The sequence below is a fragment of the Streptomyces sp. BA2 genome (assembly GCF_009769735.1).
Taxonomy (GTDB): Bacteria; Actinomycetota; Actinomycetes; order Streptomycetales; family Streptomycetaceae; genus Streptomyces.
Map to the genome: position 1 here is coordinate 198,346 of NZ_WSRO01000001.1, position 24,746 is coordinate 223,091.

At 65.6% G+C, this 24,746-nt stretch carries 21 protein-coding genes and 1 pseudogene; 13 read left to right on the forward strand and 9 right to left on the reverse strand.

Annotation, left to right across the window (positions count from 1 at the left end; translation table 11 throughout):
* Window positions 1-64: 64 nt before the first annotated feature.
* On the reverse strand, window positions 65-928 hold the full coding sequence (gene rfbA, locus E5671_RS00845; protein WP_160501910.1) for a glucose-1-phosphate thymidylyltransferase RfbA: 864 nt from the start codon (window positions 926-928) through the stop codon (window positions 65-67).
* Window positions 929-1,644: 716 nt separating this feature from the next.
* Here rfbA and E5671_RS00850 point away from each other — a divergent pair.
* Window positions 1,645-3,081: an NDP-hexose 2,3-dehydratase family protein gene (locus tag E5671_RS00850; RefSeq protein ID WP_160501911.1), complete on the forward strand. Its 1,437-nt coding sequence runs from the start codon at window positions 1,645-1,647 to the stop codon at window positions 3,079-3,081.
* Entirely contained in the window at window positions 3,078-4,088 is a 1,011-nt protein-coding gene (locus E5671_RS00855) for an aldo/keto reductase (RefSeq protein WP_160501912.1), read from the forward strand. The genes E5671_RS00850 and E5671_RS00855 overlap by 4 nt, the downstream gene beginning before the upstream one ends.
* A gap of 548 nt (window positions 4,089-4,636) precedes the next feature.
* On the opposite strand, the gene E5671_RS00860 is transcribed toward E5671_RS00855, so the two are convergent.
* On the reverse strand, window positions 4,637-5,233 hold the full coding sequence (locus E5671_RS00860; RefSeq protein WP_160501913.1) for a dTDP-4-dehydrorhamnose 3,5-epimerase family protein: 597 nt from the start codon (window positions 5,231-5,233) through the stop codon (window positions 4,637-4,639).
* A gap of 9 nt (window positions 5,234-5,242) precedes the next feature.
* Window positions 5,243-6,208 (reverse strand): IS701 family transposase, encoded by a 966-nt coding sequence (locus E5671_RS00865; protein ID WP_443032535.1) that lies wholly within the window; start codon window positions 6,206-6,208, stop codon window positions 5,243-5,245.
* Between the two features lie 920 nt (window positions 6,209-7,128).
* Here E5671_RS00865 and E5671_RS00870 point away from each other — a divergent pair.
* Window positions 7,129-8,040: a DUF2382 domain-containing protein gene (locus E5671_RS00870; RefSeq protein ID WP_160501915.1), complete on the forward strand. Its 912-nt coding sequence runs from the start codon at window positions 7,129-7,131 to the stop codon at window positions 8,038-8,040.
* 232 nt (window positions 8,041-8,272) lie between these two features.
* On the opposite strand, the gene E5671_RS00875 is transcribed toward E5671_RS00870, so the two are convergent.
* Complete coding sequence (locus E5671_RS00875; protein WP_336605613.1) at window positions 8,273-8,881, reverse strand: chorismate mutase; 609 nt, start codon at window positions 8,879-8,881, stop codon at window positions 8,273-8,275.
* Window positions 8,882-9,748: 867 nt separating this feature from the next.
* On the opposite strand from E5671_RS00875, the gene E5671_RS00880 reads away from it, so the two are divergent.
* From E5671_RS00880 to E5671_RS00890, 3 genes are all read left to right on the forward strand, one after another.
* Window positions 9,749-10,180 (forward strand): cupin domain-containing protein, encoded by a 432-nt coding sequence (locus tag E5671_RS00880; protein ID WP_160501917.1) that lies wholly within the window; start codon window positions 9,749-9,751, stop codon window positions 10,178-10,180.
* A 379-nt stretch (window positions 10,181-10,559) separates the two neighbouring features.
* Window positions 10,560-11,042 carry a DUF397 domain-containing protein gene (locus tag E5671_RS00885; protein ID WP_160501918.1) on the forward strand — a complete coding sequence of 161 codons (483 nt, stop codon included), beginning with the start codon at window positions 10,560-10,562 and terminating at the stop codon, window positions 11,040-11,042.
* Between the two features lie 165 nt (window positions 11,043-11,207).
* Entirely contained in the window at window positions 11,208-12,104 is an 897-nt protein-coding gene (locus tag E5671_RS00890; RefSeq protein ID WP_272902795.1) for a S1 family peptidase, read from the forward strand.
* Between the two features lie 1,573 nt (window positions 12,105-13,677).
* On the opposite strand, the gene E5671_RS00895 is transcribed toward E5671_RS00890, so the two are convergent.
* Entirely contained in the window at window positions 13,678-14,052 is a 375-nt protein-coding gene (locus E5671_RS00895; RefSeq protein WP_160501919.1) for a hypothetical protein, read from the reverse strand.
* 242 nt (window positions 14,053-14,294) lie between these two features.
* Here E5671_RS00895 and E5671_RS00900 point away from each other — a divergent pair.
* Window positions 14,295-14,540: pseudogene (locus E5671_RS00900) on the forward strand (IS110 family transposase); the annotation flags it as partial.
* A gap of 241 nt (window positions 14,541-14,781) precedes the next feature.
* Here E5671_RS00900 and E5671_RS00905 read toward each other — a convergent pair.
* The gene (locus E5671_RS00905) at window positions 14,782-15,537 is read right to left on the reverse strand and encodes a hypothetical protein (RefSeq protein WP_160501920.1); all 756 of its coding nucleotides are present in this window, start codon (window positions 15,535-15,537) and stop codon (window positions 14,782-14,784) included.
* Between the two features lie 1,076 nt (window positions 15,538-16,613).
* Here E5671_RS00905 and E5671_RS00910 point away from each other — a divergent pair.
* The gene (locus E5671_RS00910; protein WP_160501921.1) at window positions 16,614-16,757 is read left to right on the forward strand and encodes a hypothetical protein; all 144 of its coding nucleotides are present in this window, start codon (window positions 16,614-16,616) and stop codon (window positions 16,755-16,757) included.
* 1,320 nt (window positions 16,758-18,077) lie between these two features.
* Here E5671_RS00910 and E5671_RS00915 read toward each other — a convergent pair.
* On the reverse strand, window positions 18,078-18,266 hold the full coding sequence (locus E5671_RS00915) for an antitoxin (RefSeq protein WP_160501922.1): 189 nt from the start codon (window positions 18,264-18,266) through the stop codon (window positions 18,078-18,080).
* 177 nt (window positions 18,267-18,443) lie between these two features.
* Here E5671_RS00915 and E5671_RS00920 point away from each other — a divergent pair, with 177 nt between their 5' ends.
* From E5671_RS00920 to E5671_RS00930, 3 genes are all read left to right on the forward strand, one after another.
* Entirely contained in the window at window positions 18,444-18,635 is a 192-nt protein-coding gene (locus E5671_RS00920; RefSeq protein WP_237329979.1) for a toxin-antitoxin system HicB family antitoxin, read from the forward strand.
* Window positions 18,632-18,928: a hypothetical protein gene (locus E5671_RS00925; RefSeq protein ID WP_160501923.1), complete on the forward strand. Its 297-nt coding sequence runs from the start codon at window positions 18,632-18,634 to the stop codon at window positions 18,926-18,928. Before E5671_RS00920 ends, E5671_RS00925 begins: the two co-directional genes overlap by 4 nt.
* Before the next feature lie 435 nt (window positions 18,929-19,363).
* On the forward strand, window positions 19,364-20,047 hold the full coding sequence (locus E5671_RS00930) for a BlaI/MecI/CopY family transcriptional regulator (protein ID WP_160501924.1): 684 nt from the start codon (window positions 19,364-19,366) through the stop codon (window positions 20,045-20,047).
* A gap of 82 nt (window positions 20,048-20,129) precedes the next feature.
* On the opposite strand, the gene E5671_RS00935 is transcribed toward E5671_RS00930, so the two are convergent.
* The gene (locus E5671_RS00935; RefSeq protein WP_160501925.1) at window positions 20,130-20,897 is read right to left on the reverse strand and encodes a hypothetical protein; all 768 of its coding nucleotides are present in this window, start codon (window positions 20,895-20,897) and stop codon (window positions 20,130-20,132) included.
* Window positions 20,898-21,715: 818 nt separating this feature from the next.
* On the opposite strand from E5671_RS00935, the gene E5671_RS47630 reads away from it, so the two are divergent.
* Together E5671_RS47630 and E5671_RS00945 are read left to right on the forward strand one after the other, a co-directional pair.
* A complete protein-coding gene (locus tag E5671_RS47630; RefSeq protein ID WP_443032549.1) occupies window positions 21,716-22,021 on the forward strand; it encodes a DUF1360 domain-containing protein in 306 nt (101 codons plus the stop codon).
* A 332-nt stretch (window positions 22,022-22,353) separates the two neighbouring features.
* A complete protein-coding gene (locus tag E5671_RS00945) occupies window positions 22,354-22,917 on the forward strand; it encodes a glycoside hydrolase family 6 protein (protein WP_336605637.1) in 564 nt (187 codons plus the stop codon).
* 387 nt (window positions 22,918-23,304) lie between these two features.
* Here the strand turns inward: E5671_RS00945 and E5671_RS00950 are convergent, their stop codons facing one another.
* Window positions 23,305-24,561, reverse strand: coding sequence for a hypothetical protein (locus E5671_RS00950; RefSeq protein WP_160501927.1), 1,257 nt, complete (start codon window positions 24,559-24,561; stop codon window positions 23,305-23,307).
* Between the last annotated feature and the right edge of the window lie 185 nt (window positions 24,562-24,746).

Sequence of the window (24,746 nt, forward strand, 5' to 3'; positions counted from 1 at the left end):
ATGCAGGTGTTGTGCGAAATGCCCGTGCCGTACGTCATGCTGACGGCGCGCGAACCCGAGTTCATCAGGTCCTCAGTAGCCCTTCCAGATATTCTCCGTAGCCGCTCTTCACTAGAGGCTGGGCAACCTTGCGCAACTCGTCAGCGGAGAGGAGTCCCACGCGCCAGGCAATCTCCTCAGGGCAGCCAACGGAGAGCCCCTGCCGCGCCTCGATGGTTCGGATGAAATTGGAGGCGTCACTCAGGGAGCCGAAGGTTCCTGTGTCCAGCCAGGCCGTTCCGCGCGGCATGATCTCTACACGGAGCCGCCCTTGCTCGAGGTAGCGCCGGTTCAGGTCGGTGATCTCCAGCTCTCCGCGTGCCGAGGGACTCAGCTGCGCAGCCTCGTGGACGACGTCGGCGTCATAGAAGTACAGGCCCGGCACCGCGTAGTGGCTCTTGGGCTGTTGCGGTTTCTCCTCCAAGGACAGGACTCTTCCCTCGGAGTCGAACTCGACCACGCCGTAAGCCGTGGGATCGTCCACCCACTGGCCGAAAATTACGGCGCCGTCTGGATTGGCATGGGCACGCAGTTTCGAGCCCATGCCTGGGCCGTAGAAGAGATTGTCCCCAAGGATCAGCGCCACCGGCTGGTCACCGATAAAGTCGGCAGCGATGCTGAAAGCCTGCGCCAGACCGTCAGGTGATTTCTGCACGGCATACTGGAGGTTGATCCCGAAACGGCTTCCGTCCCCAAGCGTCTTCTGGAAGGACGCCTCGTCGTCCGGTGTGGTAATCACCAGGATCTCCGACATGCCCGCCAGCAGCAGTGTCGAGAGGGGGTAGTAGATCATCGGCTTGTCGTAGACCGGCATCAGCTGTTTACTGACCCCGAGAGTCGCCGGTAATAGGCGTGAACCAGTCCCTCCAGCAAGGATGATGCCTCTCACAGGTTTCAATCCTTCTCGTCTTGTGTAATGGGCGCAGGCGGCTGGCTGTTTCGATGCCGACTGGGCAGAACAAGGCCAGGCAATCACCCCGTGATCGCCCTCCTCAGGGATCCTAGCTCCGAAGGAGCACAGGAAGCGGGATGAAGTTGACGACACTTATTCGAAGGTGGAAACGGTCGGCATCTCCAGAGGTGAAAGGACTCATGCATCGAAATTGCTGGCCTCGGCATGGTCTCCATCACGCTCTGCTCGAGCGACGCCCAGGTTCCCCATACTGATGGGTTCGTGGCATTCGAAAGTCCTAGAACCAACTGGTGTGCCTGCGCGAGGGGTTCGGCTTTCCAGGGTCCACATTCCGAGGCGCCGCAAGCGCGGAACGCTCAAGTGGTACGAGGACTACACGCCCACAGGACGTCGCAGCAGGACCTGGGGGGCGCGACAGCTCGCGATTGGCTGGCGCCCAGATGACCTTGGCAAAACGATCGGCCAGGGCCAGTGGATATCGCCGTGTGTCCGTGCCTGACTTCCGCCCGTAGGTGCGGAACTAGGCGCCACATTGCGAATCCGGGAGCAGTTTCCGCAGTTGCGATGGTCTCTTCTTCCCCTGAATTGACGGTGGTTGGGACGGCTGACAGCGTCATCAACGGTTCACGCACTTCCGCACGACCCCATGCCTGGTGTGACCGGCTCATTCAGCGGCCGAGACTGGAGTACCGATGATCACCCTGCCTGCCGCGCAGTCCGCCCCTGTTCCCACGGCGCAATGCCGCCAGACGTTGGCACGCAGACTCGTCGAGTCGGCCCGCACGGTGCCGGACCTGACGGGATTCGATCACGCGCTGAAGGACACACGCGAACGCGTCTTCACCGTCACCGAAGCGGTGCCACTCGACCGCCTGAACGGCTGGCATTACGACAGGAATTCGGGTTCCATCGTTCATGAAAGCGGCAGATTCTTCTCTGTCGAGGGCCTCCAGGTGACGCCTCCTGGTCCCGCCGAACCGTGGGGGCAGCCCATTATCAATCAGCCGGAAACCGGAATTCTGGGTTTCCTGATGAGGGACATCGACGGGATCCCGCACTTCCTCGCACAGCTCAAGGCAGAGCCGGGTAACCGCAACGGCATTCAGCTCTCCCCCACGGTCCAGGCGACCAGGAGCAATTACACGGGTGTCCACGGCGGTCGGCGTGTGCCGTACCTGGAGTTCTTCCAGGATCCGGCGCGGCGGCGGGTCATCGCCGACGTACGCCAGTCCGAGCAGGGCGCGAGGTTCCTGCGCAAACGGAACCGGAACATGATCGTGGAAACTGCAGAGCCCGTCGAAGCCCAGGACGGGTTCATGTGGCTCACGCTCGGCCAGTTGCACCGGCTGCTGGCCGTCGAGGATCTGGTGAACATGGACACCCGTTCCGTGCTCGCCTGCCTCCCCCTGGAGAGCGGTCACCTCCCCGGGGACGACGGCGAATTCGCGGCACCGTCGGCACTCCCCATGGCGTCGGACAACTCTGCGCTGCATCCGCTGGTGGACGTCCTGAGCTGGATCACCGAGGCGAGGACGCACGAGGAGATGCTCGTACGCACTGTCCGTCTGGACGAACTCGCCGAGTGGGAGTTCTCCGGCGGTCGCCTCAGCCATCAGTCCGGCCGGCAGTTCGAGGTGATCGGCGTTCGGGTGGAAGCAGTGGGCCGGGAGGTCGCCCAGTGGTGTCAGCCCATGTTCCGGGACAAAGCCCTGGGATTGCTGGCGTTTGCCGTCACCCGGGTAGGCGGTGTGCTGCATGTTCTGATGCAGCTGCGGGCGGAGCCCGGGCTCAGGGACGCCGCCGAGCTGGCGCCCACGGTGCAGTGCACTCCGGATGAATGCACCCATCTGCCGCCCGAGGAACGGCCGCCCTTCTTCGATCTGGTGCAGAATGCCCCAGCTGACTCCATCCGGTTCGACACCGCACTGTCCGACGAGGGCGGGCGCTTCTATCACACCGGAAACAGGCATCTCGTGGTGGAGACCGAGAGGCTACCGGAGCCCCCGGGGTTCCGATGGTTGACGCTGGGACAGCTCGAAGAACTGACCCAGCACAGTCATTACCTCAATATGCAGGCTCGCAGCATGCTGGCCTGTCTGCGTTCTCTGTCCTCCGGAGGCCTTCGATGAGCGCTGCCAGCAGCGAAAATCAGCTCTACACCAGGCTGGGCCGTACCGGGCTGCGGGTCAGCCGCATCTGTCTCGGCACGGTGAACTTCGGTGGCCGAGTGGTGGAGCCCGAGGCGCGAGAGCTGTTGGACTACGCGGTCGACAGCGGAATCAACTTCGTGGACACCGCGAACATGTACGGCTGGCGCGAGTACAAGGGCTACACCGAAGACGTCATCGGCAGGTGGCTGGCGTCCCGCCCGTCTCTGCGCGATGAGGTGGTGCTGGCCACCAAGGTGGGCAACCCCATGAGCGACGGCCTCAACGAACAGGGACTGTCAGCACGGCATATCGTCTCAGCCTGCGAGGCGTCACTGCGCCGACTCGGCACCGACTGGATCGACCTGTACCAGATGCACCACGTGGACCGGGACGTCGGCTGGGATGAGGTCTGGCAGGCCATGGAACTCCTGGTTCAGCAGGGAAAGGTGCGCTACGTCGGCTCGTCCAACTTCGCGGGCTGGGACCTCGCCACGGCCCAGGAGGCGGCGCGGGCACGGCACTTCCTGGGTGTGGTGTCCGAACAGTGCCTGTACAACCTCGCGGTGCGCTACCCGGAGCTGGAACTGCTGCCCGCGGCGCGCGCATACGGGGTGGCCGTGCTGCCCTGGTCCCCTCTGCACGGCGGCCTGCTCAGCGGCGTCCTGCGGAAGAGCGCCGAGGGTTGCGCGGTCAAGTCGGGGCAGGGGCGGGCCGCGGCGGCGCTTGGCACGATGCGCAGCACGATCGAGGAGTATGAGCAGATGTGCGCGGAGTTCGGACGTGATCCGGCGCAGGTCGGCCTCGCCTGGGTGATGTCCCGGCCCGGGGTGACCTCCACGGTCATCGGTCCGCGCACCTGCGCCCACATCAAGGACGCGCTGCAGGCGCTGGACTCGCCCCTGTCGGACGAGGAAACCGCCCGACTCGAGAAGTTGTTCCCGCCGGTCGGCCACGGCGGGGCGGCCCCGGACGCATGGCTCACCTGAGCGCGCATACCGATCGGCACATCGGACCCTGTTCGGGAACACACATGAGTGGTGCCCGCACAGGGTTCCGCCGTTCTGGCGCACGAGTCAAAGCAGCAAAGACCCGCGCAGAAACGGCTCGCCAAGCTCATGTCCGACACGCCATCCCGACCGTGAGTTGACGCGGCTGGCTGGGGTTTGGCCGCTGGTTCCGGTGTGGGTCCGGGCGACTTACGACCTGTTCCGGCGCTGGCAGCGCGACGACACCCCGGCGCACGGCGGTGAATACGCGGCGGGGGTCATGCGAGTGCTGCAGTCCGCTGCGGGATCAACTCCCGGCGGACTTCGCACGCATCGGGCTCCTCGGGCCGCGGGCGTCGTTCCCCTGCATGCCAACGAGTCTGGTCCCGGCCCATCCGGGCCGGGGCCAGAACCCCTACATCTTCAGCAGCCTGCTGGGCGTGCTGGCTCACCTCAAGTGGCCGAGCGACACGGTCGCTGCGCGGGGGACGCTGGATCGGGCCGGTCGGATCTGCGCTGGCTGGCCGTGCCCGGTGCCAAGGCACCTCTCATCGGGCAGCGTCGATGCGGCGCGCTACGTCGTAATCGGGGAGCAGGCCGCGCTCGTCGAGCTCCTTCAGGGTAGGGGCCAGGCGATCCCGCTCCGACAACAACAGATCGACCCCGTCCGGGAGCGGCAGCGCCAGGTCGGGGTCGAGCGGGGACAGCGCGAGTTCATAGGTGGGTGCGTAGGTGCCGGACATCATGTACGACATGACGGTGCCATCGCAGAGCGCAGCGAAGCCGTGGCCCACACCGGGCGGGATGTACAGCGCCCGCATCGTCGTGCCGCTCAGCACAGTGGTGTCGCAGCGTCCGAAGGTGGGAGATCCCGTGCGCAAGTCCACGACGAAGTCTTGTAACTCACCGCTCAGACAGCACACGAACTTGGCCATGCCAGGCGGGCACTGCGTGAAGTGAACTCCTCGCACCGTGCCGCGCTGTGAGGTGCTGTAGCTGAGCTGCGCGGCGGGAAAGGACTCCCGGCCGACGTGCGCAGCGAGCGCTTCCCCGGTGAAGGGGGAAACGAAGGATCCCCGTTGATCCTCATGGATCTTCGGGATGAACTCGACGACACCTTCTACATTCAGTTGGCGGGAACGCACGTGATCTCCTTAGTTCGGCAGGGGGAGGGCAGGAGGGTTGGCGGTGATGCGCAGCACGGCGTGCGCGAACATGGCAAGCGTCATGTGCCGGTACCAGGCCCGCCATTTGCGGGCGGAGTAGCGGTCAAGTCCTGCCTCTTCCCGCGCGGAGGCGAAGTGGGCCCGCACGGCATAGCCGGCGGAGGCCGCAGCTTCGGCGCACTCGCCGAGAGCGGTGCGAGCCGGGGCATAGCACAGGTACGAGCCTCCCTCGCGGCGTGCGAACTGCCAGCGGATGTAGCCGTCAGGGACGGTCTGCTGCCATACCAAGGGCCCGTTGTGATTGCTGGCCAGTGCATAGGGCATACGTCGGCGTTCCAGAGCGCTGCGGAACTCCACGCTGTCGCCGTAGTAGGGCGTATCGGCCATCACCCAGCGTGCGGGCACCCCGCTGTCGAGCGCCCGGCTGATCATGACGAGGGCGGTTTCCTCGCGGGAGAGGCATTGGCGCTTGTCGGGGATGCCAGCCTGTCGGCGAGCTGCGAGGCTGTCCGCCCACGGGGGCGGTATCAGCAGTTCCCGGTCGATCGCCATGGTGTTCCCCAGGGCATCCTTGCTCAGTAAGAACACACCGATCTGGCAGTTCTCGACACGGCGAGACGTCGTGCAGTACTGACGGCTCACGCCGGCCGAACTGCTTCCCTTCTTGATGAAGCCCTCTTCGGCGATGACCAATGAGGTGTCCCTGGTGGCCAGGTGCCCGACCACCAGGTCGCGCACCCGGTCCCGTACCTTGTCCTCGTCCCACCGAGCGGTGGTCAACAACCGATTGCGGCCGTCCTCGCTACCCAGCGGCATGGGTTGGGAAAGCAGCCAGCACACGTACTTATACGCGTGGCGGCGGGGCTCCTCTCGGCTGAACACGTCTTCCAGGTGCTGGAAGTAGTGACGGAGAGGCCCAGGACCCGTACTGCGCGGAAGCGGAAACTGGAACATGTCCTGTCGGCTTCCCAGGACGCGGGAGGGTGGTAAGTCGTTGCAGAGTCGCGTCTCTGTCCTCACGGAATCACCCTAAGACAGTCTTCACGGACTTATCCGACGACACACCTTAAGCGGACCTTGCCGCCGGTCACCCCACCGACTGAGACACGCAGGAGCCCTAATGCCGTGACTCTGTTGGCGATCTTGTCGGGCGGTAGCGAGGGCGACGGCTACACCGCGATGGACTGTGCGCAAGGCGGCGCGAGAGCCAAGCACGCACCTGCCCCCTCAGAACGAACGTACGCCTGCACCCCGTGCGGACACCGCTCGCCAGAGAGAAGAACGCCGCCCGCCTCATGTCTGTTCGAGCTGGTCTTCAACCCGGCCAGCGCGGATCCTGAAGACTGAGGCAAGCGTTCCTGGCCGGCTATCCGGAGCTGCGCGCGGCAGCGGCGGAACAGCGCTGCGCACGGCGGCGGACACACGCCGGGGCGGAGCTCCTTCATAGGCGCGATCTCCGAGTTGGTGCCAGCTGACAGGGCGTCAGCGTGTGTCGGGTGAGTGCAAGGCCGGAGTGAGATGCCGTCGGCGGCGCCAGACAGTGCTGAGCGGCCGACACCGACGCTGTCAGTGGCGGGGGTGGGCTTCGCGGGCTCCGGCGCAGCTCACTGTCTCCGGCGTCGAGAGACGCTGACCCGGCGCCACCCATTGCAGACTCCAGTCATTCACTCGAATGGCCCTACGGGCGAGGGGGGCTGGAGAGCGGTCGAATCGGCCCTCGGCCGCCAGGGCGAAGGGCTTTCCCCCATGGGCGGTCACTCATTGTGCGGCTCCTCGCCTTGCGCCGTAGACCCGCGCGGAGCGCTATGGAAGCCAGCGTGCGCCGCCCGTGGCGTCTCCCGCCCGTCGCGCGCTGATTGAGGGAGTGATGACCCATGACACAGGATGACGCAGGCTTAACCAACCCGGAAATGCTCAAGGGCCTGACGGCCTATGACCGAAACGGCGAGAAGATCGGCAGCGTCGAGCGGGTGTATCTCGACGCCCACAGCGGTCATGCCGGATGGGTGACGGTCAAGACCGGCCTGTTCGGAACGAAGGAGAGCTTCGTGCCACTCGACGGAGCACGCCTTCAACAGGACGCTTTGCACGTGATGGCCACCAAAGAGGCCGTGAAGGGTGCGTCGACCGCGGACGTCGGCCAAGGCCTCGAGCCCACTCTGGAGCATCAGCTCTACGCTCACTACGGCCTGGACAGCACTGCCGAAGCCACTCGTGGCACGGCCGGAAACCTCGACACGGCGTCGGTCAGGAGCACCTGGAGTGCTGACGAGCAGACAGCTAGGGAAACTGAAGGCATCGTCGGCGCGGCTGGCGCGGGGCAAGGACACGAGGCGCGTGAGTTCGCCACCCGCTCGGGACCCGCTGCCGACAGCGAGGCTCACGAGATGGTGCGCTCCGAGGAGCGTCTGCACGTGGGCACCAGAGAGGAGGAAGTGGGCCACGCCCGACTCCGCAAAGTGGTCGTCACCGAGGACGTGACCAGATCCGTGCCCGTCTCCCATGAGGAAGTCCGCGTCGTCCGTGAGCCCATCGCGGAAGGGGAGGACGTCAACGCCGATATCGGCGACGCCCAGACGGAAGTGACCTTGCACGCTGAAAAGCCGGTCGTACGCAAGGAAGCCGTGGCGGTCGAACGTGTGCGCCTGGAGGTCGAGAAGGTCACCGAAACTGAAGAGGTCTCCGACACCGTCCGCAAAGAGCGGGTCGAGTTCGACGATGCCAAGGCGGACGACGGCGGCATGGGCAAGGCCTGGCGTGATCGGAAGCAGGGGCCGCGCCACTGACGTGGCGGGCCTCCCTCATGTCCCGAGCCCCCGAGGCCAGCCATGCCCCGGGGGCTCACCTGGACGTTCTACGGCGTCCACCAGGTGACCGCGTACCGTACCTGGTGCGATCGGCTCGCTGCATCCCCTGTCAGGAAGTAGCTGCCGGCGCGCACGCGGATAGCACGAGGGTGTTCGGCTCGTATTCGCGGCGAACTCGTGACGGCGAGCTGTATGAGCAGTCAGGTGTGGGCTAGGGACCTGTGCACGCCGAGGGCAACGCCCGCTCCAGCCCCTTCAAATGCAGGACATCCAGCTTATGGTCGTAGGCCGACCTGGCGGCCGCACCGTACAGCCGCAGCTCGCACGACGGCGAGTTGCGCACGTCCTGTGTCGCCACCAGAGTGGTGAGTATCTGCGTGGTGATGCGATCGAGCGCCGGGCGGACCTCCTTGTCGAGGTCCGGCCGTTGGGCGGGGCGCTCGTCGGGATGCTCGTCCCAGCGCGTGTACAGCCCGCGCTGCACCAGCTTGTTCGCTTCCATCTGGTCCCGGAAGACGGCGACCGCTGCGTCGGGAGCCAGCCCGAGTGCGAGGGCTCGGGCGGCGACGTCATCGAGAATCTTCTGCTCTCGCGCGGGATCGTCGATCGGCCGGCCGGATCCGTACTTGGCAGCGGCCACCTTGTCGGCGATCAGCAGCCGCTCGGCGAATAGGTCGGTCAGCGGGGTAAGTCCGTGAACGGCAGAAGGCACGGCGGCCGGGGCCTGCGGCTGGGCGACGGAGGGCACGGCAGCGGCACCGAAGAGCAGGAGCGCGGCGGATGTGGCGACTAACGCAGACGTCGCATGTCGGATTCGCACAGAGATATCCTTTACATGGGGAATGCGACCAAGATACAGGGGTGCGTACGGTCGGCGTGGAGGGGGCTTTTCGGGCCACGAGCGTTCGGCGCGCTCGCGCCGGAGGTGCACGCGGCGCTGAGCACCCCAGTGGCGGCCGGAACCCGCGATCCCGTTCATCAGCGGTGGCGGGCGGCGCGGCGCCGGGCCAGGCGGCCCGGGCGTCCTCAGTGAGGTCGAAGGACCGACGTCTTTCTGTTCGACAACCGTGGCGCCGGGCGGACAAGCACGGTTAGAACCGGCCTCGGAAGCGTGACCTTTCGGCGAACGCGCCCTGCCGGAGATCGTGATGCAGCAGACTCACCCGGGCGGCCTTGGTCCCGACAATGTGAATGCGCGCTCTGGACTGCACGCAGGTGGAGACCAAGGCCGCCGCTACGTGAGCGATCAAGTGGCGTGCGCCTTCAAGAATCTTCAATGCGTTGCTTGTGCCGGGGCAGTGCCGATGCCTGTCATGGCCAGGCAGGCGGGGCGCCACGGGCAGGGTGATATCGCAGCGCGTGGGCCGACTCCGCTGTTGTTAACCAACGGAAAGACATCCCGCTTTCACCTGCCTTCAGGCACTGTGACCCATTTTGCACATTCTTGGTCGACTCGTCCGCAACCACATACCCAGGCGCGCGCTCTTACGCCGTGCCAGATATAGAGACCAGTCACGGGAGGCAGGCGCGTTCGTGCGCTCGATGACCGAGACGGAATGCCCACGTTGCGTCTACGTCCCATCCGGTGGGCGCTGAGTGATCCAGTCAGTCCCGTGCCAGTGGCCTGCGGAGAGCCGCAGCGTTGGCATCTCAAGCCCGACCAATTCAAGACGCTGATGGAGTACTGATGCACGCCAAGAGATTCGCTGGACTCATAACAGCCGCCATCGCAGGCCTCGCCCTGACAGTTGGCACCGCACAAGCCACGCCCTCCAACGGCGTTGCGGCCAAGATCATCTCGAAGGAGACCTCACCCACATATGAGATCGTGCGGGCCGAGATCACAATCCAGCCCGGGGGAAGCACTGGTTGGCACTACCACGATGGCCAAGTGTCGGGAACCGTCAAGGAGGGGACGTTGAGTCACTTCGACTCCACCTGCAAGTCGGATGGCACATACCATGTCGGTGACCACATCACAGAATCCAGCGGCCCCGGGTACGTACACATCGGGCAGAATCGCGGAACCACGCCGGTCGTTCTTGACGTTACGTACATCAACCCGATCGGAAAGCCCTTGTCAGAAGACGTCCCCAACCCGGGCTGCTCCTTCCAGTAACCCTCACTCGTTGAACCCGGGAGACGCGGCAACTTGCAGCGGTGCACGGAAGGTTGACGCTTGGTGGTAGCGGCGCCATAGATGGCGTCGCAGGAGCAGCACGCCCCTATGACGACTATCCGCGACAAGTAATCGAAGCCCCTCCGGCGGCCATTCGACACAGGTTCCGCCCGCAGGGGACGATTCGTTTCCCCGGATCGCCAGGTGACACGGGGGGCACCGCTGCCTTCAGGGCTGTCGGGTGCCCCTCCTGGCCTACCCACCCTTGCCGCCGAATCCCGCGCTGCCGCGGGCGACAAGCACATGCCAGCCGACGTGGCTCACAGCATCCTGTGTCCTGGGTACCACGCTCGGCCCTGACACCCGATGGTGGTCCTCGATGATCACCGAACTGCTCAGGGCTACACCGGCGAAGACGGCCGCCGCACCGTGGCCCCTCAACGGGATCCTGACGAGGGCCTGGGGCGCCACAAGGCATCTGTCATCCGTCGACCTAACGGACGACGCCCCCTGGAAGAAGGCATCCGCCTCCAACAGCGGCGGCGGCTGCCTGGAAGTCGCTCTGCTGGGCAACGGCTACGTCGCCATCCGGGACAACGAGGGCCCGGGCAGCGCCCCCTTCATCGTCACCGAGCACGTATGGGAATGCTGGCTCGACGGTGCCAAGGGCGGCGAGTTCGACCTCCCCTCCACCTGCTCCCCGCCCTCAAGGACGGGGAGACAAGCGAAGAGACAAGAGGAAGCCGCGGTCCGCAAGCAACATCATTCTGGATCAACTGAGTTCAGAGGCGAGGCAATTCACTGCAGGCACTCAAGTGCCCCGCCCGGAGGCCGGGTTAGGGCCGAAGCGGGGAATGACTGACGGGAATCTTGAGACTCTCAGGTAGTACTTAGCGGTTTCAGGTAAGCCTTGAGGCGTATGGCGACATAACCCTCGGGGCTGATCTTGTCACGCGTCTGACGCATGGATGATGAGTTGGTGTCGCGGGACCGATCTCGCCGTCCAGAGCATCAGAAAAGGATGTACATGAAAAACAAATGGGCAAGCCTCGGCGCGACAGCCGCTGCGGTTGCTGCGACCCTCGGATTAACTGCTCCTGCCTCCAGCGCTGTCAGCACTGACAGCGCTTCAGCATCTCAGCCTGCTGGAAAATCGAGTAACCCCTCCCCGGAACGCCCCCGGATAATCTCCCCTATCGTTGGCGGTTCTCAGGTACCAAACGACGCATACCCCTTCATGGCTGCTCTGCTTAACAAGCAGACCCCGGGCGGCGCACTCAAAAAGCAGTTCTGCGCAGGAACGCTCTACCAGCCGGACGTGATCCTGACCGCAGCGCACTGTGTAGCGCACCTCGAACCCGAGGATGTCAGGGTGGCCGTGGGGCGTACCGTTCTCTCTGACTCCAAGCAGGGGCAGGTACGCCAGGCGGTCAGCTTTCAAGTTCATCCCAGTTACGACCAAGAAGAAATTTCCACGCGGCCTGGATATGACATGGCGCTCATCGAACTTGACAAGCCTGTTAAGGGCATCACCACCGTCCAACTGCCAACTCCAGGCACTGATGCGTTGATCCGTCCCGGCGCCCAGGCCGTCGCCGCCGGCTGGGGAATGACCGATGACATTCTAGAGCATTCTCCCGATCGATTGCGGCAGGTTACAATACCTATCCTTTCGCAAGCTGAATGCAAAACGAGTTACGGCTCTGACCAGTTCAATGCAAAAACTGACATATGCGCCGGATCCATGGGCAAGGCATCATGTTCGGGGGATAGCGGTGGACCTCTTCTCCGGAAGGTCCCGGGCCGGGAGGAGCCAATCCAGATCGGCATCGTCAGTAGAGGCGGAGAGGAATGCGCCTCCCAGGGCACGCCTGGGATTTACACCTCCCTCAGTTCGAAGAAGCTCTGGGATTCATTCGTGTGAGCGTCCGGTTGAATTCGTGGCATCCGGGGTGGAATAACGCCCTCAGCCATCCGACTGTTTCTGCGGCGGCTGCGCAATATGGTCAAGCCGGATCGTGGACTATGGGACGTGGGGCGCCAAGACCGATCCCTTTGCGCAACGCGGAGTAGCCCGGGTTCTGCACTCACGAACGGCGGGGCGTTCGTGAGTGCGGACCTCATCAGCCGTGCTCGGGAATCCGGTTTAGCCGCAAGAACGGCGGCCCCCGCCGTTGCCGAGCCCCCTGGCTCATGGCTCATGGCTCATGGCTCATGGCTCATGGCTCATGCCCCAATGCTCCATGGCTCATGGCTCATTGCCCGCGTTTCACAACAGGCAGCAACGATCGTGCCACCAGCCCGGTCGCGTGCGGACCGTGTGCCGCCTTGAGGTCGAAAGCTGAGTCCGCAAAGCTGCATTCTGTGAGCAAGACAGGGACGAAAGCGCGTCAGGCCGCCCGCCAGAATCGTGCCGCCCGGGTGCAGGCTTCCATCGCGGCCGCGGTGGACTGCCCGCTCTGCCCGGACATCACAGCTGAGCGAGGGCTAGAGATCCTGACGAAGACGCTGAGTCCCGGCCGTGGACGCAGATGGTGGACGACAACCAAAGCGGTACAGGGGCACGCCATGCGGTTATCCAGTGACCCTGCATGGCGTGAGCAAGCTCTTCAATGGATCGATGCCTATCAAGAGGCGCATGGCCATGGGCCAAGCTGGCAGCAGTTCTGGCGAGCACCCTCCCTCTGGCCCGACGAGACGACTGCCGCACTGCTGAGCGCAGTGGTGCGCCAGCTCAACGAAGGCGGGTGGCTCGACGGCACGAAGACGCCGTTCGCTCTGTGCCGAAGGGCAGGAAACCGAGCTGGTCGCCCATTGCAACGCACTGGAGTAGGCACGCCGTTGCAGCCCTAGGTGGCGCACGCCCCCGTGTCGCGTCCCCCCGGGCCCCCGCGCTGGCACGATTGCGGTACGGCACACGGCACACGGCACACGGCACACGGCACACGGCACAGCTGACACGAAGTAGGCGCCGCCCCGCTCCCCCTCCCCCGTGCTAGTTGACGCTCACCCGCCCGGGTCCAGGCCATGCCCTGACAACGGGCATGGCGTACCACGTCACGTGGGACGGTTTCCATATCGGCACGTTGTTCCCTGAACCGTGTGTCAGTTTCCCCCAGGTACGCGCGGGCAGGCGGGATACCTCTGACGCGACGGCGGAGCGTGGTCCAGGTGCCTTGCGGAGGCCGGTGGGGGCCGAAGTGTCTGAAAGTTTTTGTACATCGTCTCCGTCAGCGGGCGCATTCCATTGATATGGATGCACATGCCGAGGAGATCGGTAATGCGCAAGCGGTCGGAAATCCACAATGAGAGCCGACTGGAGGAGATCAATGAGGTTACGAGGAATTCAGCAGCCGGTATGAACAGGAGAAGCGGGGGAAATCGGAATCACTCGACCCTGTTTTCCCTGGCGCGACGTCGTGGACGCAATCTTCCGTGACTGCAGACCTTACGAAGCCCGGCCACAATTGCGTCTTACCGCTTGAATTCAATTCACATTAGGCAGCACTCCGGTGATCGTAGGTGCGGCAGGTGGTCTCGTGGCTCTGGCCGGCGGATGTCCACCAGCGCTCGCAGCAGGCGGCGGCGAGTTCGACGCGAGCGAGGGCTGCGGCATCCTCGACGCTCCATCTGCGGCGGGTTGCGCGCTCGAGGCGGTTGACCACGGCCCGCTGCCCGTTGGCGAGCTCGGTCTCACGCATGACGGCGAGCTCAGTCTCACGCGCAACGGCAAGCACGGGGACGATCGAGGCCGCGGCGAACACGAACGCGGCCCATACGTCGCCGTATCGGAACTGCTGCACAGCGCAGAACGCGAGCAGCACGAAGAGCGCAGCATGGAGGCTGCACAAGGTGCGGGCGAGTCTGCTCATCTCTGGTCTCCGTAAATTGTTGTGCGGTCCGGGAGGATCGGGCGTGGCCGATGTGGTCTTGCCATCAGTGGCTTCCAAGGAGCGGCCGCCCCGGCTCTCCGGGGCGCCCTGGCTGTTGATTGAGATGCGCGCGCTTCGTGCGGTCGCTGATTACGGGGATGACAGCGAAGGTGTCCCTCGGGCCGACGGCATGCCGTGCGCAACGAGTAGGGGCAGTGAGCGAGCAACGCGCCCAGGTCTGGGCCGGTTACGTTTCCGGCCGCACGGTCCGCCGGATGGCCGGGGCCTACCGTGGCAAGGCCAAGACCGACGCCCGTGATGCCTACGTCATTGCGGAAACTACCCGCCGCCGGGACTTCGCTGCCATCGACGTGCCCGTCCAGCTGGCGGCCGACCTCGCGCTGTTGACCGCTCACCGTTCCGACGTGGAAGCTGACCGGGTGCGGATGATCAACCGGCTCCGTGACGTGCAACAGACCGCGTTGCCCGGTGAGAACGTAGCTGTCCAGATTGAGGCACCTGGTCAGAGCCGGTCACCTCCGGCGGGTAGGCGGGCGGGGATGCCCGCCCTCTAGGACGAAGGAGGATGTCAATTGCCACTCCTGCGGTAGGCGTGGAGAGTCCCAGCGATGGTGAGGACCACACCGAGGGCGAGGACCGCACTGAGCGCGGCGGCCCAGGCGGTGGAAAGGAAGGCAACGAGGCTGGCTGCGTGGATAATGTCGCGGATCATGCGAGGGCCTGGGCCCTCTTGGGTGGTTGAGCGTGGCCGAGGAGCCCTATGTCCCAGCCGAGGTCAACCGCATGTGTATGCGAGCGTGCTTCCAGCAGGGCATGCCGCCAGTGGGACGTGGCGATGTCGGAACTGACCCGCATCCCTTCCCCTGTCTCACCGGCGAAGAGGCCACGCGTGCGGGCGTCGAGAGAGTGAGCAGGCCGGCCGATCTGTGGCCGCGTTTCGGTGACAGGACCGCGGAGATGTGCGTACCGGTAGAGGTAGTCGACGAGGGAGGGCTGCGGGTGGCCGGTGGGACTGAGGCGATGGGTGAGTTGACGACGGCTGCAGTGCCTGGCACGTGGGCACTTGCTGAGGTCGTCGCAGACCTGGCCGAGGGCATGACCGCGGGCAAGTCCGGCGATCACTTTGACGTCGTCGGGTAAGACGGGTCGGCGGCGCGCGCAGGGCTGTGTGCTCTGCGGCGGACTCACCGCCTCGTACGTCTCGGCGGGGCCATCCCCCGCGCCGGAGCACAGTTCGCCCTTCGCTCCACCCACGATGTGCTGGCCCTTGCAGCCGGCCCCCCGAGCTGAGTCCAGCTCGTCGTACACGGCGGCACTCATGTCGGGAGCACCCGTACCCCGCTCCGCGTCGAAGGTCATGCTGTTCCCGGAGCCGGTCCATGCGATGACGTCGACGGCGCTGCCGCCGAGCCACTGAATGGTGACCGCCTCGATGGACTGCTCACGGTGGCGGGTAATCGTCACGACTGCTCCGGGGTGTGCTCGGGCTCGACGCGTACGTGGTCGTCGCACGCACCAGGCGGAAGAGAGATGGGCCTGCCGGACCCAGTGGTGCCACGCGGGAGCAGGTCGATGCCCTCTGCGGTCCGCGCGGTTCCGTACCGTGCCCAACGGCTGCCGGCCCCAAGGGTTTCGACGAACCACCCGCAGAGGCGGGTCGGGCGTTCCTCGGTGGCCCGATGTGCGAGCTCAGAGCGCACGTTCGGTGGGTAACACCCACAGCATCTCGGTAACCCGACATGGCCCAACGGGTGCGAGGAGGACAGCAAGCGGGTGCACGCTGGGCGGCGCGCTGGACCGCGTCCTGAGGTGCTGCTCCAGTTCCCGCCGTACGGAGGGTCGCGCGATGGGCCGCATCGAATCTCAGATAGCTTCGCGCCGATTGCGAAGCTATCGGCAAGGTGACCTCGACCAGCGGGCCCAACTGGCTCTGTCTGAGTGGGGAACCGTCAGCCGCGACCGTGGATCGTGTCGGACGAACTGCGTTCGCTCATTGACCCGTTGCTGCGTGAGCCTGCTCCGGAGCTGGTCGAGGGCGGGCCTCGGGTATCGGACCGGCAAGTGTTGTGCGGATCCTCTTCGTCCTGCATAACGGCATCCAATGGGAGTACCTGCACCAGGAGTTGGGCTTCAGATCGGGCACGACCTGCTGGAGACGCCTGGCCGCCTGAAACGAAGCCGGCGTATGGGACCGCCTGCACACCGCATTGTTGAAAGAGCTGCGGTCGATGGACAAGCTGGACTGGTCGCGGTGCGGGCCACCCGACGGGGCCCAAAAAGGGGGCCCAGCCCGGTCGACCGCGCCCGGCCGGGCAGCAAGCACCACCTCATCGTCGACGGCCAGGGCATCCCGCTTGCGGTGTCACCGTGACCGGAGCAAACGTCGACAGGGGTGAACGGAGACAGGCCCGGCGCGGCCCCTGACCTGCATTGTTGCCGGGACACCCACCCACCCAGGCGCTACCCTCCAAGCGTAATCCGTGAACTCATCTGGATTCAGTTCCGCGAACTCAGCGAGCACCAGCACCGAGAGGGCAGCGATGAGCGAGCAGCCGTGGACCATCGACGCGATCGCGCACGCGATGCCCGTCGCCGACACCCGCGAACAACTCCCTGCGGATATTCACGCCCTCATCGAGGTGCGACCGCACACGTCCACGGCATGCGAGACCGCACACTTGTGAACGATGGCGATTTTGATCGTTCACAGGTTGTGCGGAACGCAGCAAGTGAATACCTCCGCGAAGACGGCGGGCGCCGAGTCGAGGTGCGCGTTCAGCGGACCAGGATGATGCGCGGCGGCCACAGCACGTCGGCCGCCATGAGGAGCGCTGGACCGAGGTGCACCGGACAGACCGGCAGCGGGGGTTGGTAGTGGCGGCCGATCTCGAAGCGAGCGGCGTCCTGACAGTCATCCGCGCTCTCCCGGCCACCTAATGGGCCTTTGCATCGTCCGTCGGCAGCTCGGGGGGAACTGGAGGGCTTGGGGCGATCGTTCATGGTGGCTCCTTGAATAGCAATCTTCAGAGCGGTAACTGGTCGGGCGACAGGAGATATGCGTAACAGGTGAGGCCCAGGGACGGTTGAGCGAGATTCCTGACGTCTCAACTCGCGGCCCGGGGCCTCAATGCGGACTCAGCGTGACTTACTGGTCCTGCTGCATACCCTCGTGGAGTAGGCAACCATGCTTATCGTCGCCCGCAAGAGTGGATTCGACGGTCCCTACTGAGAAGGTGTCCTGAGAAGCCGGTGGGCGTCAGCTCTCACCGGTATTACTACCTCGGTGAGCATCTCGGCGTGGCGATGACGGACGTGGAGAGCGCCTACACGGGCGGCTTGACCGTGAAGCGTTCACATGATGGCAGGGCACGACTGCGTGATCCATCACTTGATTCTCGACGCGCCTACGGTCATCGCGCCCTCTGGAAATCGGCAGGTCTTCGCGCTCATCCATCGCGCGTCCTTTTGAGGCCGAGACCCGGCTGAGGGGGTGAGGGGCGCCTGCTTCTTTCGGTTCCGCAAACGGGCCTGGAGCACTTGGAGGCGGGTCAAAATATCGGAAGACTCGAGAGGTCATTCACACCATCGAGGCGGGCGAGTCTTTCGTGATCGGCGACCAACCGGCCTGTCCGCGGGTTCTGCTCCTGCCAGCTGAGCGGGCAGAAGTCCCGCCCCGTAACTCGTCGCCTCCAGGCAGCACCGAGTGCCGAATCACGCCGCCCCCCCAGCGGGGCCTGCCTCCGCAACGCAGACAGCCCTCCGGAAGGCCCGCCCGCTCGGACCGCGCATCCGCTTCGAGACCTCGCCCAAAACCCACCCCACGAAACGACACCGAACCCACCCTGAATACGACGGCGGCCTGTACAACTCCAGGGGGGGTCGCACAGGCCGCCATCCGCAGACCGTGGATTCACCACCGGCGTCCCTTGCGGGGCCGGGGCATGGGGCAGAGCGGCCAGCAGCACTGCGGCCGCAGCACCAGTTACTGCAATCAGCCCCCGGCGCTACGACTGCGGGGGCTTGTCCTGATCCTGGCCTAACTGGTCCTTGAGCTTGTCCTGGACGGTGTCGACCTGGCGGGAGTACTTGCCCTGGGTCTTTTCGTCGACGAAGTCGCCCGCCTTGTCGATTCCCTGCCCGGCCGGGCCCTCGTGGCCTTTGAGCATTTGCTTGAGCTTGTCAATGACTGACATTGCAACGCCTTTCTCTGTAGCCCCCGCGTCCAGGCTCACATTGCGAAGCGCGGTGCGCATCCGGTGGTCTGGCGGCGCGTTGCCCCGCCGGATCGCCGAAGGCTGAGCGCCCGCCCCGGCCTCACAGGAGGCACAACTGATGCACGCCACTGCATTTCGGTGGCTAAGTTTGGTGGCATGGCCGTCATGACATTACGCATCCCCGATGACCTTGATCCTTCAATCCGCGCCGCTGCCGCGGCGGTCGGCATGTCGTTGAACGCCTATATCGTGCGCGCTGCACGCCGCCAGTCGGTACTCGACGCCGCGCAGCAGCTCTCCGCGCTCGGTCTCGGTGACGATCTGGCAGGCGAGGGCGACCTCCTGTGAGGCGTGGTGACATCTGGACGCTCGCGGATGGCCGCGACGTCCTGCTCGTGGCCCTTGATGGTCTGGAGGCCATGTTCGGTACGGCCCTCACGGTCGTGCTGCACCCTCCCGGCCGGTTCCCGGATACCGCCATGTCCGTTGTCATCGGTGAGCCGCTGCCGTGTACCGCGGTAGCGGTCAACCTCCAGCAACTGCGAACGGCCCAGTTCGAAGGCGCGCAGCACATCGGCACCGTAGCCCCCGAAACGATGGCACGCGTCGACCAGGCATTGCGCGCAGTCCTCGATGTGTAGGCGCCGAAGCCAGGGCTTGTTTTCCTCTGTGCTGCAACCACAGCAGCCCAACGGGCTCTTTCACGCCGACACCTTGCGTTTGGGTACGTCGGAAATGGCACGGTGCCTCCCGGGGGCGTTCGACCCAACTACGGCTGCATGACCGCCCTGCTGAACAAGACACAGAAATGTTTGGTGTCGATCGAGAGAGGCCGCTCGAACAGCTTCGGAGTCATCTCGCTAATGCGTGTTGCCGGGTCAAACCCGCCCCCAGTGCACCCGCCTGTGGGTCATCAGCGCGTACTCTTCCCTACCACGCTGGACATGAGTTACTACTGTCACAGGCTGGCCAGTCAGATCTCAAGGTTCACTAACAAGGCACGCCCCTCATAAACACTCAGTGTGATCATGTCTCGCGACCCTCACCACCGCGTGCACTGACGAAAGGTCACGGTTATGTCAGATGTTCGGCCGGAAACTGCCGGAGTGCGGGCCCGGTACGCCGCCCAGGTAGCCGCAGACCTGGACACCAACCGCAAGGAACATGAACGTATCGGGACTGAAGTAGCGGCGCTGCAGGAGCTGTTGCAAGCCCTGGAGAACGACTACGCCCTCTTGCTGAGCATGCAGCAAGCTCTTGGCTCCCCCGGCGCACCGGCGGTCGCCGTCAACACGGCGTCAGCCTTCAAGAAGGATGTGCCTGCCCCACGGGAAGGTGCAAACGGTTCCCGTACGGCCCGAACGAAGAAGGCCACGGCCGCCAAAGCCAAGAACACGCTCAAGGACAAGGACAACGGCAAGGCCGCCGCGAAGAAGCCCGCCGAGACGGCGGCGGGGCCCACTCTGGTCCAGCTGATCGGCAACCACCTCGGCCGGCAGAACGAACCGCGCTCCGCCGCCGAGATCACCACCGCCCTCGCCCAGGACCACCCGGACCGCACCATCAAGACCACCGTCGTGCGCACCACGGTCGAGGGCCTGGTCGCCAAGGGCCGGGCCCAGCGCACCAAGCAGGGATCCTCCGTCTTCTACACCGCAGCCGCCCCGGCGCAGCAATCCGCCGCATCTCAGCCGGAGACGCCCACCAGTGGAGGGGCCGCGCCCTCTCCAGTCGGTCCGAGTGTGACGGCCGAAAAGTGACTTGATGTGCGAAGCCCACGCCGGTAGGCGCCCCCTCACGCCCCCTCCAACTGACTGTCTCGCCCCGCCCTACGGCGTCGTCTCATCCCAAGCCGCCCCGGACCACGGCCGTTTGCTCGCTGGCCGGGGTCGGGGCTGGGGCGACCTGGGCGCCCTCGTCCCCGGTGGACCAGCGCCGGGCGGGGTCCACGTGGTGCAGGCCTGGCCAGGTTGTGGGGTTGAGGGGGAGGACATCGCCGACACCGGCGATGTCCTCCTGATCGGTGAGGCTGCGCGAGCTGAGCTGGATGAAGTAGCGACCGCGGAAGAGGTAGGCAGTCGCGCCGTCGGCTGTGGTGACAGCACAGTCGATTCCGCGGCGGAAGTACCGCGGGAGCCAAGGGAGCGCCTCCGCAATAGAAGCGTCCTCGCCTTCACCAGGACGGGCCGGATCAAAGGCATAGACCCGGTCACCCGAGAAGAAGTAGGCCAGTTTCCGCGAGGTGGCGCCCGACGTGCAGGTGATGGCTGCATCAATGCGGGTGAAGGGAGTGATGTCAGAAACCCGCCCCGGGGCAGCCGTCTCATCGTCTTCAGGGCTGTAGACCAGGTACTTGTTCCACTGGAAGAAATACGTTGCATCCCGGCCGAAGACGCAGACAGCGTCCAGGCCACAGCGCCAAAGATGCGGGATGGAAGGTAGGAGCGCACTGGTCCGGCCCCCTCCCTCCGCATGGCCCCCTTCGCGGGTCCCACCGGGACCCCAGGCAAACCTGGTGTACTCGGCACCTGAGAGGAAGTACGCCGCTTCTTCGTCTCCCGCCTGCGCGATGAGGCAAAACGCTGCGCTGAAAAGTCCGTTGTACGTCATCTCCTGCACCACCTCTGAAGTTCTCGCGGCGCGTTGTGGCGCTTTCCGGTGACGAGTTATATGACCCTACGCACGGCGTACCCCTCGCGGCGGACGGCAGGTAGCACGCCTCGGTCGGGACGACACCTTGCGCGATGCTGGCTAGTGCACATCTCACTCCGCCGGCGGTCCCCCCAACCGTCCCTGCGCGACCACCTGGTCCGGGCCGTCCCGTCCGGGCCAGGCATCCCGCAGGCTCGGCTCTGTCCGCTGGGCGACGCTCGGTGAGCGAACGCTGCGCCGGTCCGCTGTGGGCCTACCTGGGCCGCTGATGACGTCCGCGTTGCACTGGCCGTGCCGGCGGCGGACGCCGTCTGGGGGAATGTGCCGACGTGGCCAGTTGCCGCACCGCGGTCTGCGATCCCCGCCTCGAGTTGCAGCACATCCAGCGGGAGGGGAAGCAGCGGGTGGCGGACATAAAAGTAGGCGTCAGCGACTGGAACAGCTGACCTGACGCTGCTGGCGATCAGATTATGACTCAGATTCGAACGAGGTGAGATCAATGTGTGGCTGCCGCAAAGGGAAACGTCCACCGCCTCCGCCGCCTCCGCCGAGGCCGGGCATCAGCACATAGCCGGGCCTGGCAAGTGGCGTGATACCGAAGGCGCCAAATAATGTCCATTCTCCGGCCGAGTAACAGCAACTCAACGTTTCCGGTTCAAGGCGGCGCTGAGGACTGCGACTGCGGGATTAAATGGCCCTCAGAAATTACTGACGGAATTTCACCGGATGCAAGAAGGGGTTCTTGAGGCATGCATACGGCGCTGCTCCTGCTCGTGATGACTCTGGCTACTTACCGATTGACCCGCCTCGTGGTCAAGGACGATTTCCCGCCGCTGCTCTGGATACGACACAAGCTGGCCGGTGGCTGGGCAGGACCCGACCAGGACGTGCCAGTGTATCGAGCACGCTGGTCTCCGCAGTGGCTCGCCGACCTGGTCTCTTGCCCGTGGTGTGCCTCGGCTTGGGTCGCGCTTGGGGTGTTGGGCGGGACCGCTATGGCTGTGGCGGTTCCGGTTCCCGTGCTGGTGTGGCTCGCGGTGTGGGCCGGCGCAGCGCTCCTCGCATCGCAGGATTGGGCGTAGGGCGCAGGTGTTTCGGCAGATCCACTCTGTCAGGCAGGCCCACGGTCTGCGGAACATCTCTGCGTCGCGGGGACGGTTCTATGGCTGACCAATCCCAATCCCAATCCCAACCCGCCCGCGACGTTCGCGCTCGCCGTCCAACTCCAGCGGCCCCGCATCGAGCGGTGTTCGCCCTGACTGTTGCGGCGAAAGGTTGAGAGGGCCATGTATGGCGGCGGGAGGCCATCCATCGCGTGCGTCTCCCACCCGGAGGCGGGGCGGCCAGCGCGGCGCAGTAGCGCCGGTGGGTCGACGAGCTGGCCGCGGGCATCGGTGACCGCGCTGCGTACGTCATCGTCGGACCGGACACCGTGGCGCAGAAGATCGCGGGCTGCGCGAGGGCCGACGCCGAGGAGCGGCGGTACGGGCTGCGCGCCTACGCCGTCGACCGCCTCACAGCACGCCCTCGCACCGGGGTCTGTCTCGACACGGGCAACCGCGACTGGATCCCCGACGAGAACCGACTGGTCGCACCGCTGCGACAAGCTGGGGTCGCCGGTTCCGACGGATTCGCGGTCAACATCTCCAGCTACCAGACGAACGCGGCGGGTTTGGCCTACGGCCATCGCGTCATCAGGGCGCTCGGCTGCGCCATCGGCGACCAGTCCTGGTGCAACCCGCCGGGCCACGCCCTGGGCACCCCACCCATCACCGCCACCGCCACCGGCGACCCCGCGCTCGACGCCTACCTGTGGATCAAGCGGCCCGGCGAATCCGACGGAACCTGCGGGGGCGGGCCGCGGGCGGGGGCAGTGGTGGCCGCAGTACGCGCTGGGCTCGCCAGCGGGGCCCGGGGGGAGGTGAAGCGCTCAGGTAGAGGCTTCATGATAAAGACGCATGCCTCGCGGGCCCTTTGATGACCCGGAGTCCAAAGCCTTCAAAGTACTTGTCGCCGGTGCCGGGCGAGCGTGTACCAACACGGACTGACTTCATGGGCCGGGCGCCTCGCGGCGCCCGGCCCATTCCCCCCGCCCTCATGCGTACCCAGTCACCGCCCAATTCACTGACGGCTGCTCCCACCAATGCGACACCACCCGTCCAACAGCGAAGGCTGCACATTACTGCTGCGGTGACCATCCGTCATAGGGGCGATCGACCGCCTAAAATGGAAGCGTCCCGTCGCCGAAGAACGACACAGAGATTTGGCCAACGAAGCCAAAGAAGCCAGCGTCTCCTGGACAAGAGGTGCGCCACACTGAACTGCCCTCCCGCGGACGGGAACTGCCCTCCCGCGGACGGATCGGTCATCTGCGTGTCCGGGACAGTAGTTGGACGTAGGTCTGGATGAGGAAGTCCGCCTGCTCGTCGGCCGTGACCATGCCCAGGTCGATGGGCGCCCGCTCCCCGGGCCTGTCCGGTGGCCCCTCGGCCAGCCGATCCAAGACCGCGGTGAGCGCGTCCGGATCACCGGCCGGAAAGAGCCAGGCCCACGGACGCCCCGCGAGGCGGGCACTCAGGTCCGGGTCATGCTCGGATACCAGGAGAGGGACGCCGAGGCGTACGGCGTCCATGATCGGCCGGGGCTCCTTGTCCGCCCCGGGGAGTTGGGCGACGAGGGCCGCGTCCGCGGCAGCGTAGACGAACCGCAGGACGTATTCGCCGACCGAGCCCGGAACAGCGTGGACGCGCCATCCCGGCAGGCCCCGCCACCGGGCAAGGACCTCCTCCTGCGGCGGCGCACCGCACACCACCAGGTGCAGCGGCTGCCGCACGCCCTTGAGCGCGCCGCTGACCGTGTCGATGTCCCCGTACGGGCCCCAACCGTCAATCAGACACAGCGCGGTGGCCGCATCAGGAATACCGAAGGCGGCACGGCCGGCCTCCCGCTCGGCGTCAGTGAGACGCTTCCCGTCGTCCACAGCGAAGGTCCGCACCGCGCCGGGCAGGCGGGGAAAGGCCGCAGCCACCTGGTCACGTAGGGCAGCGGTCGGGTACAGCGCGAATACGTGACGTTCTCCTCGTCGGGTGAGCCGGCCAAGGATCCGAAGGGCCGCGTCTTCGGTAGCGACCCTGCCGTGGACGAAACGCAGGTGGGCCTGTCCGCCGAGTAGCGCGGCCGCTCCGTGCAGGGCTTCGCTCGCGCTGAGCACCACCACGGCTCCCGGATCTCGTACGAGATGCCGAGCAGTCCGCAGGCACGCGGCCTCGGTCAGACACCGGGCAAGGAGCGTGATCTGATCGGGAAGGCGCCGCAGACGGCTCGGCCAGCGGCGCTGGGATAACGCCCGCTGGGCGACAGCCGATACATACGACGCTGCCCGTGCGCTGGCCAGCAGCCGGGCGGCGCTACGCCCCGCCGATCCAGTGATCACTCGGGCCTGCGCCTTGCGTAAGGTGGCGAGATCAGCGGCTCCGTTGGGGGCAATGACCAGGCTGCCCGGCCGGGCGGCGGCGAGCGCGGCCAGGGTGTGCTGGCGGGGCCCGCGATGCTGGTGGGCGTGCGGCTCGATAAGCACCAGCAGCGCGTCGGTCACTCCGGTGGCTGCCTTCCGTACACGCATGGACGCTCCCTCGGCCTCGCCTATAGGGAAGTCGGGGTGATCGCGAGGCTGCCGTCTGGTTTATCAACCGGTTCGGTGGCGTGCTGGCAGGCCCGCCGCATTCCGCATGCGCACTACGTTTCACCGCTTTGCCCCCCGCGGGGGTGCTAGCGGTCCAGGCCGTCAGGGCGTCGACCAGTAGTGAA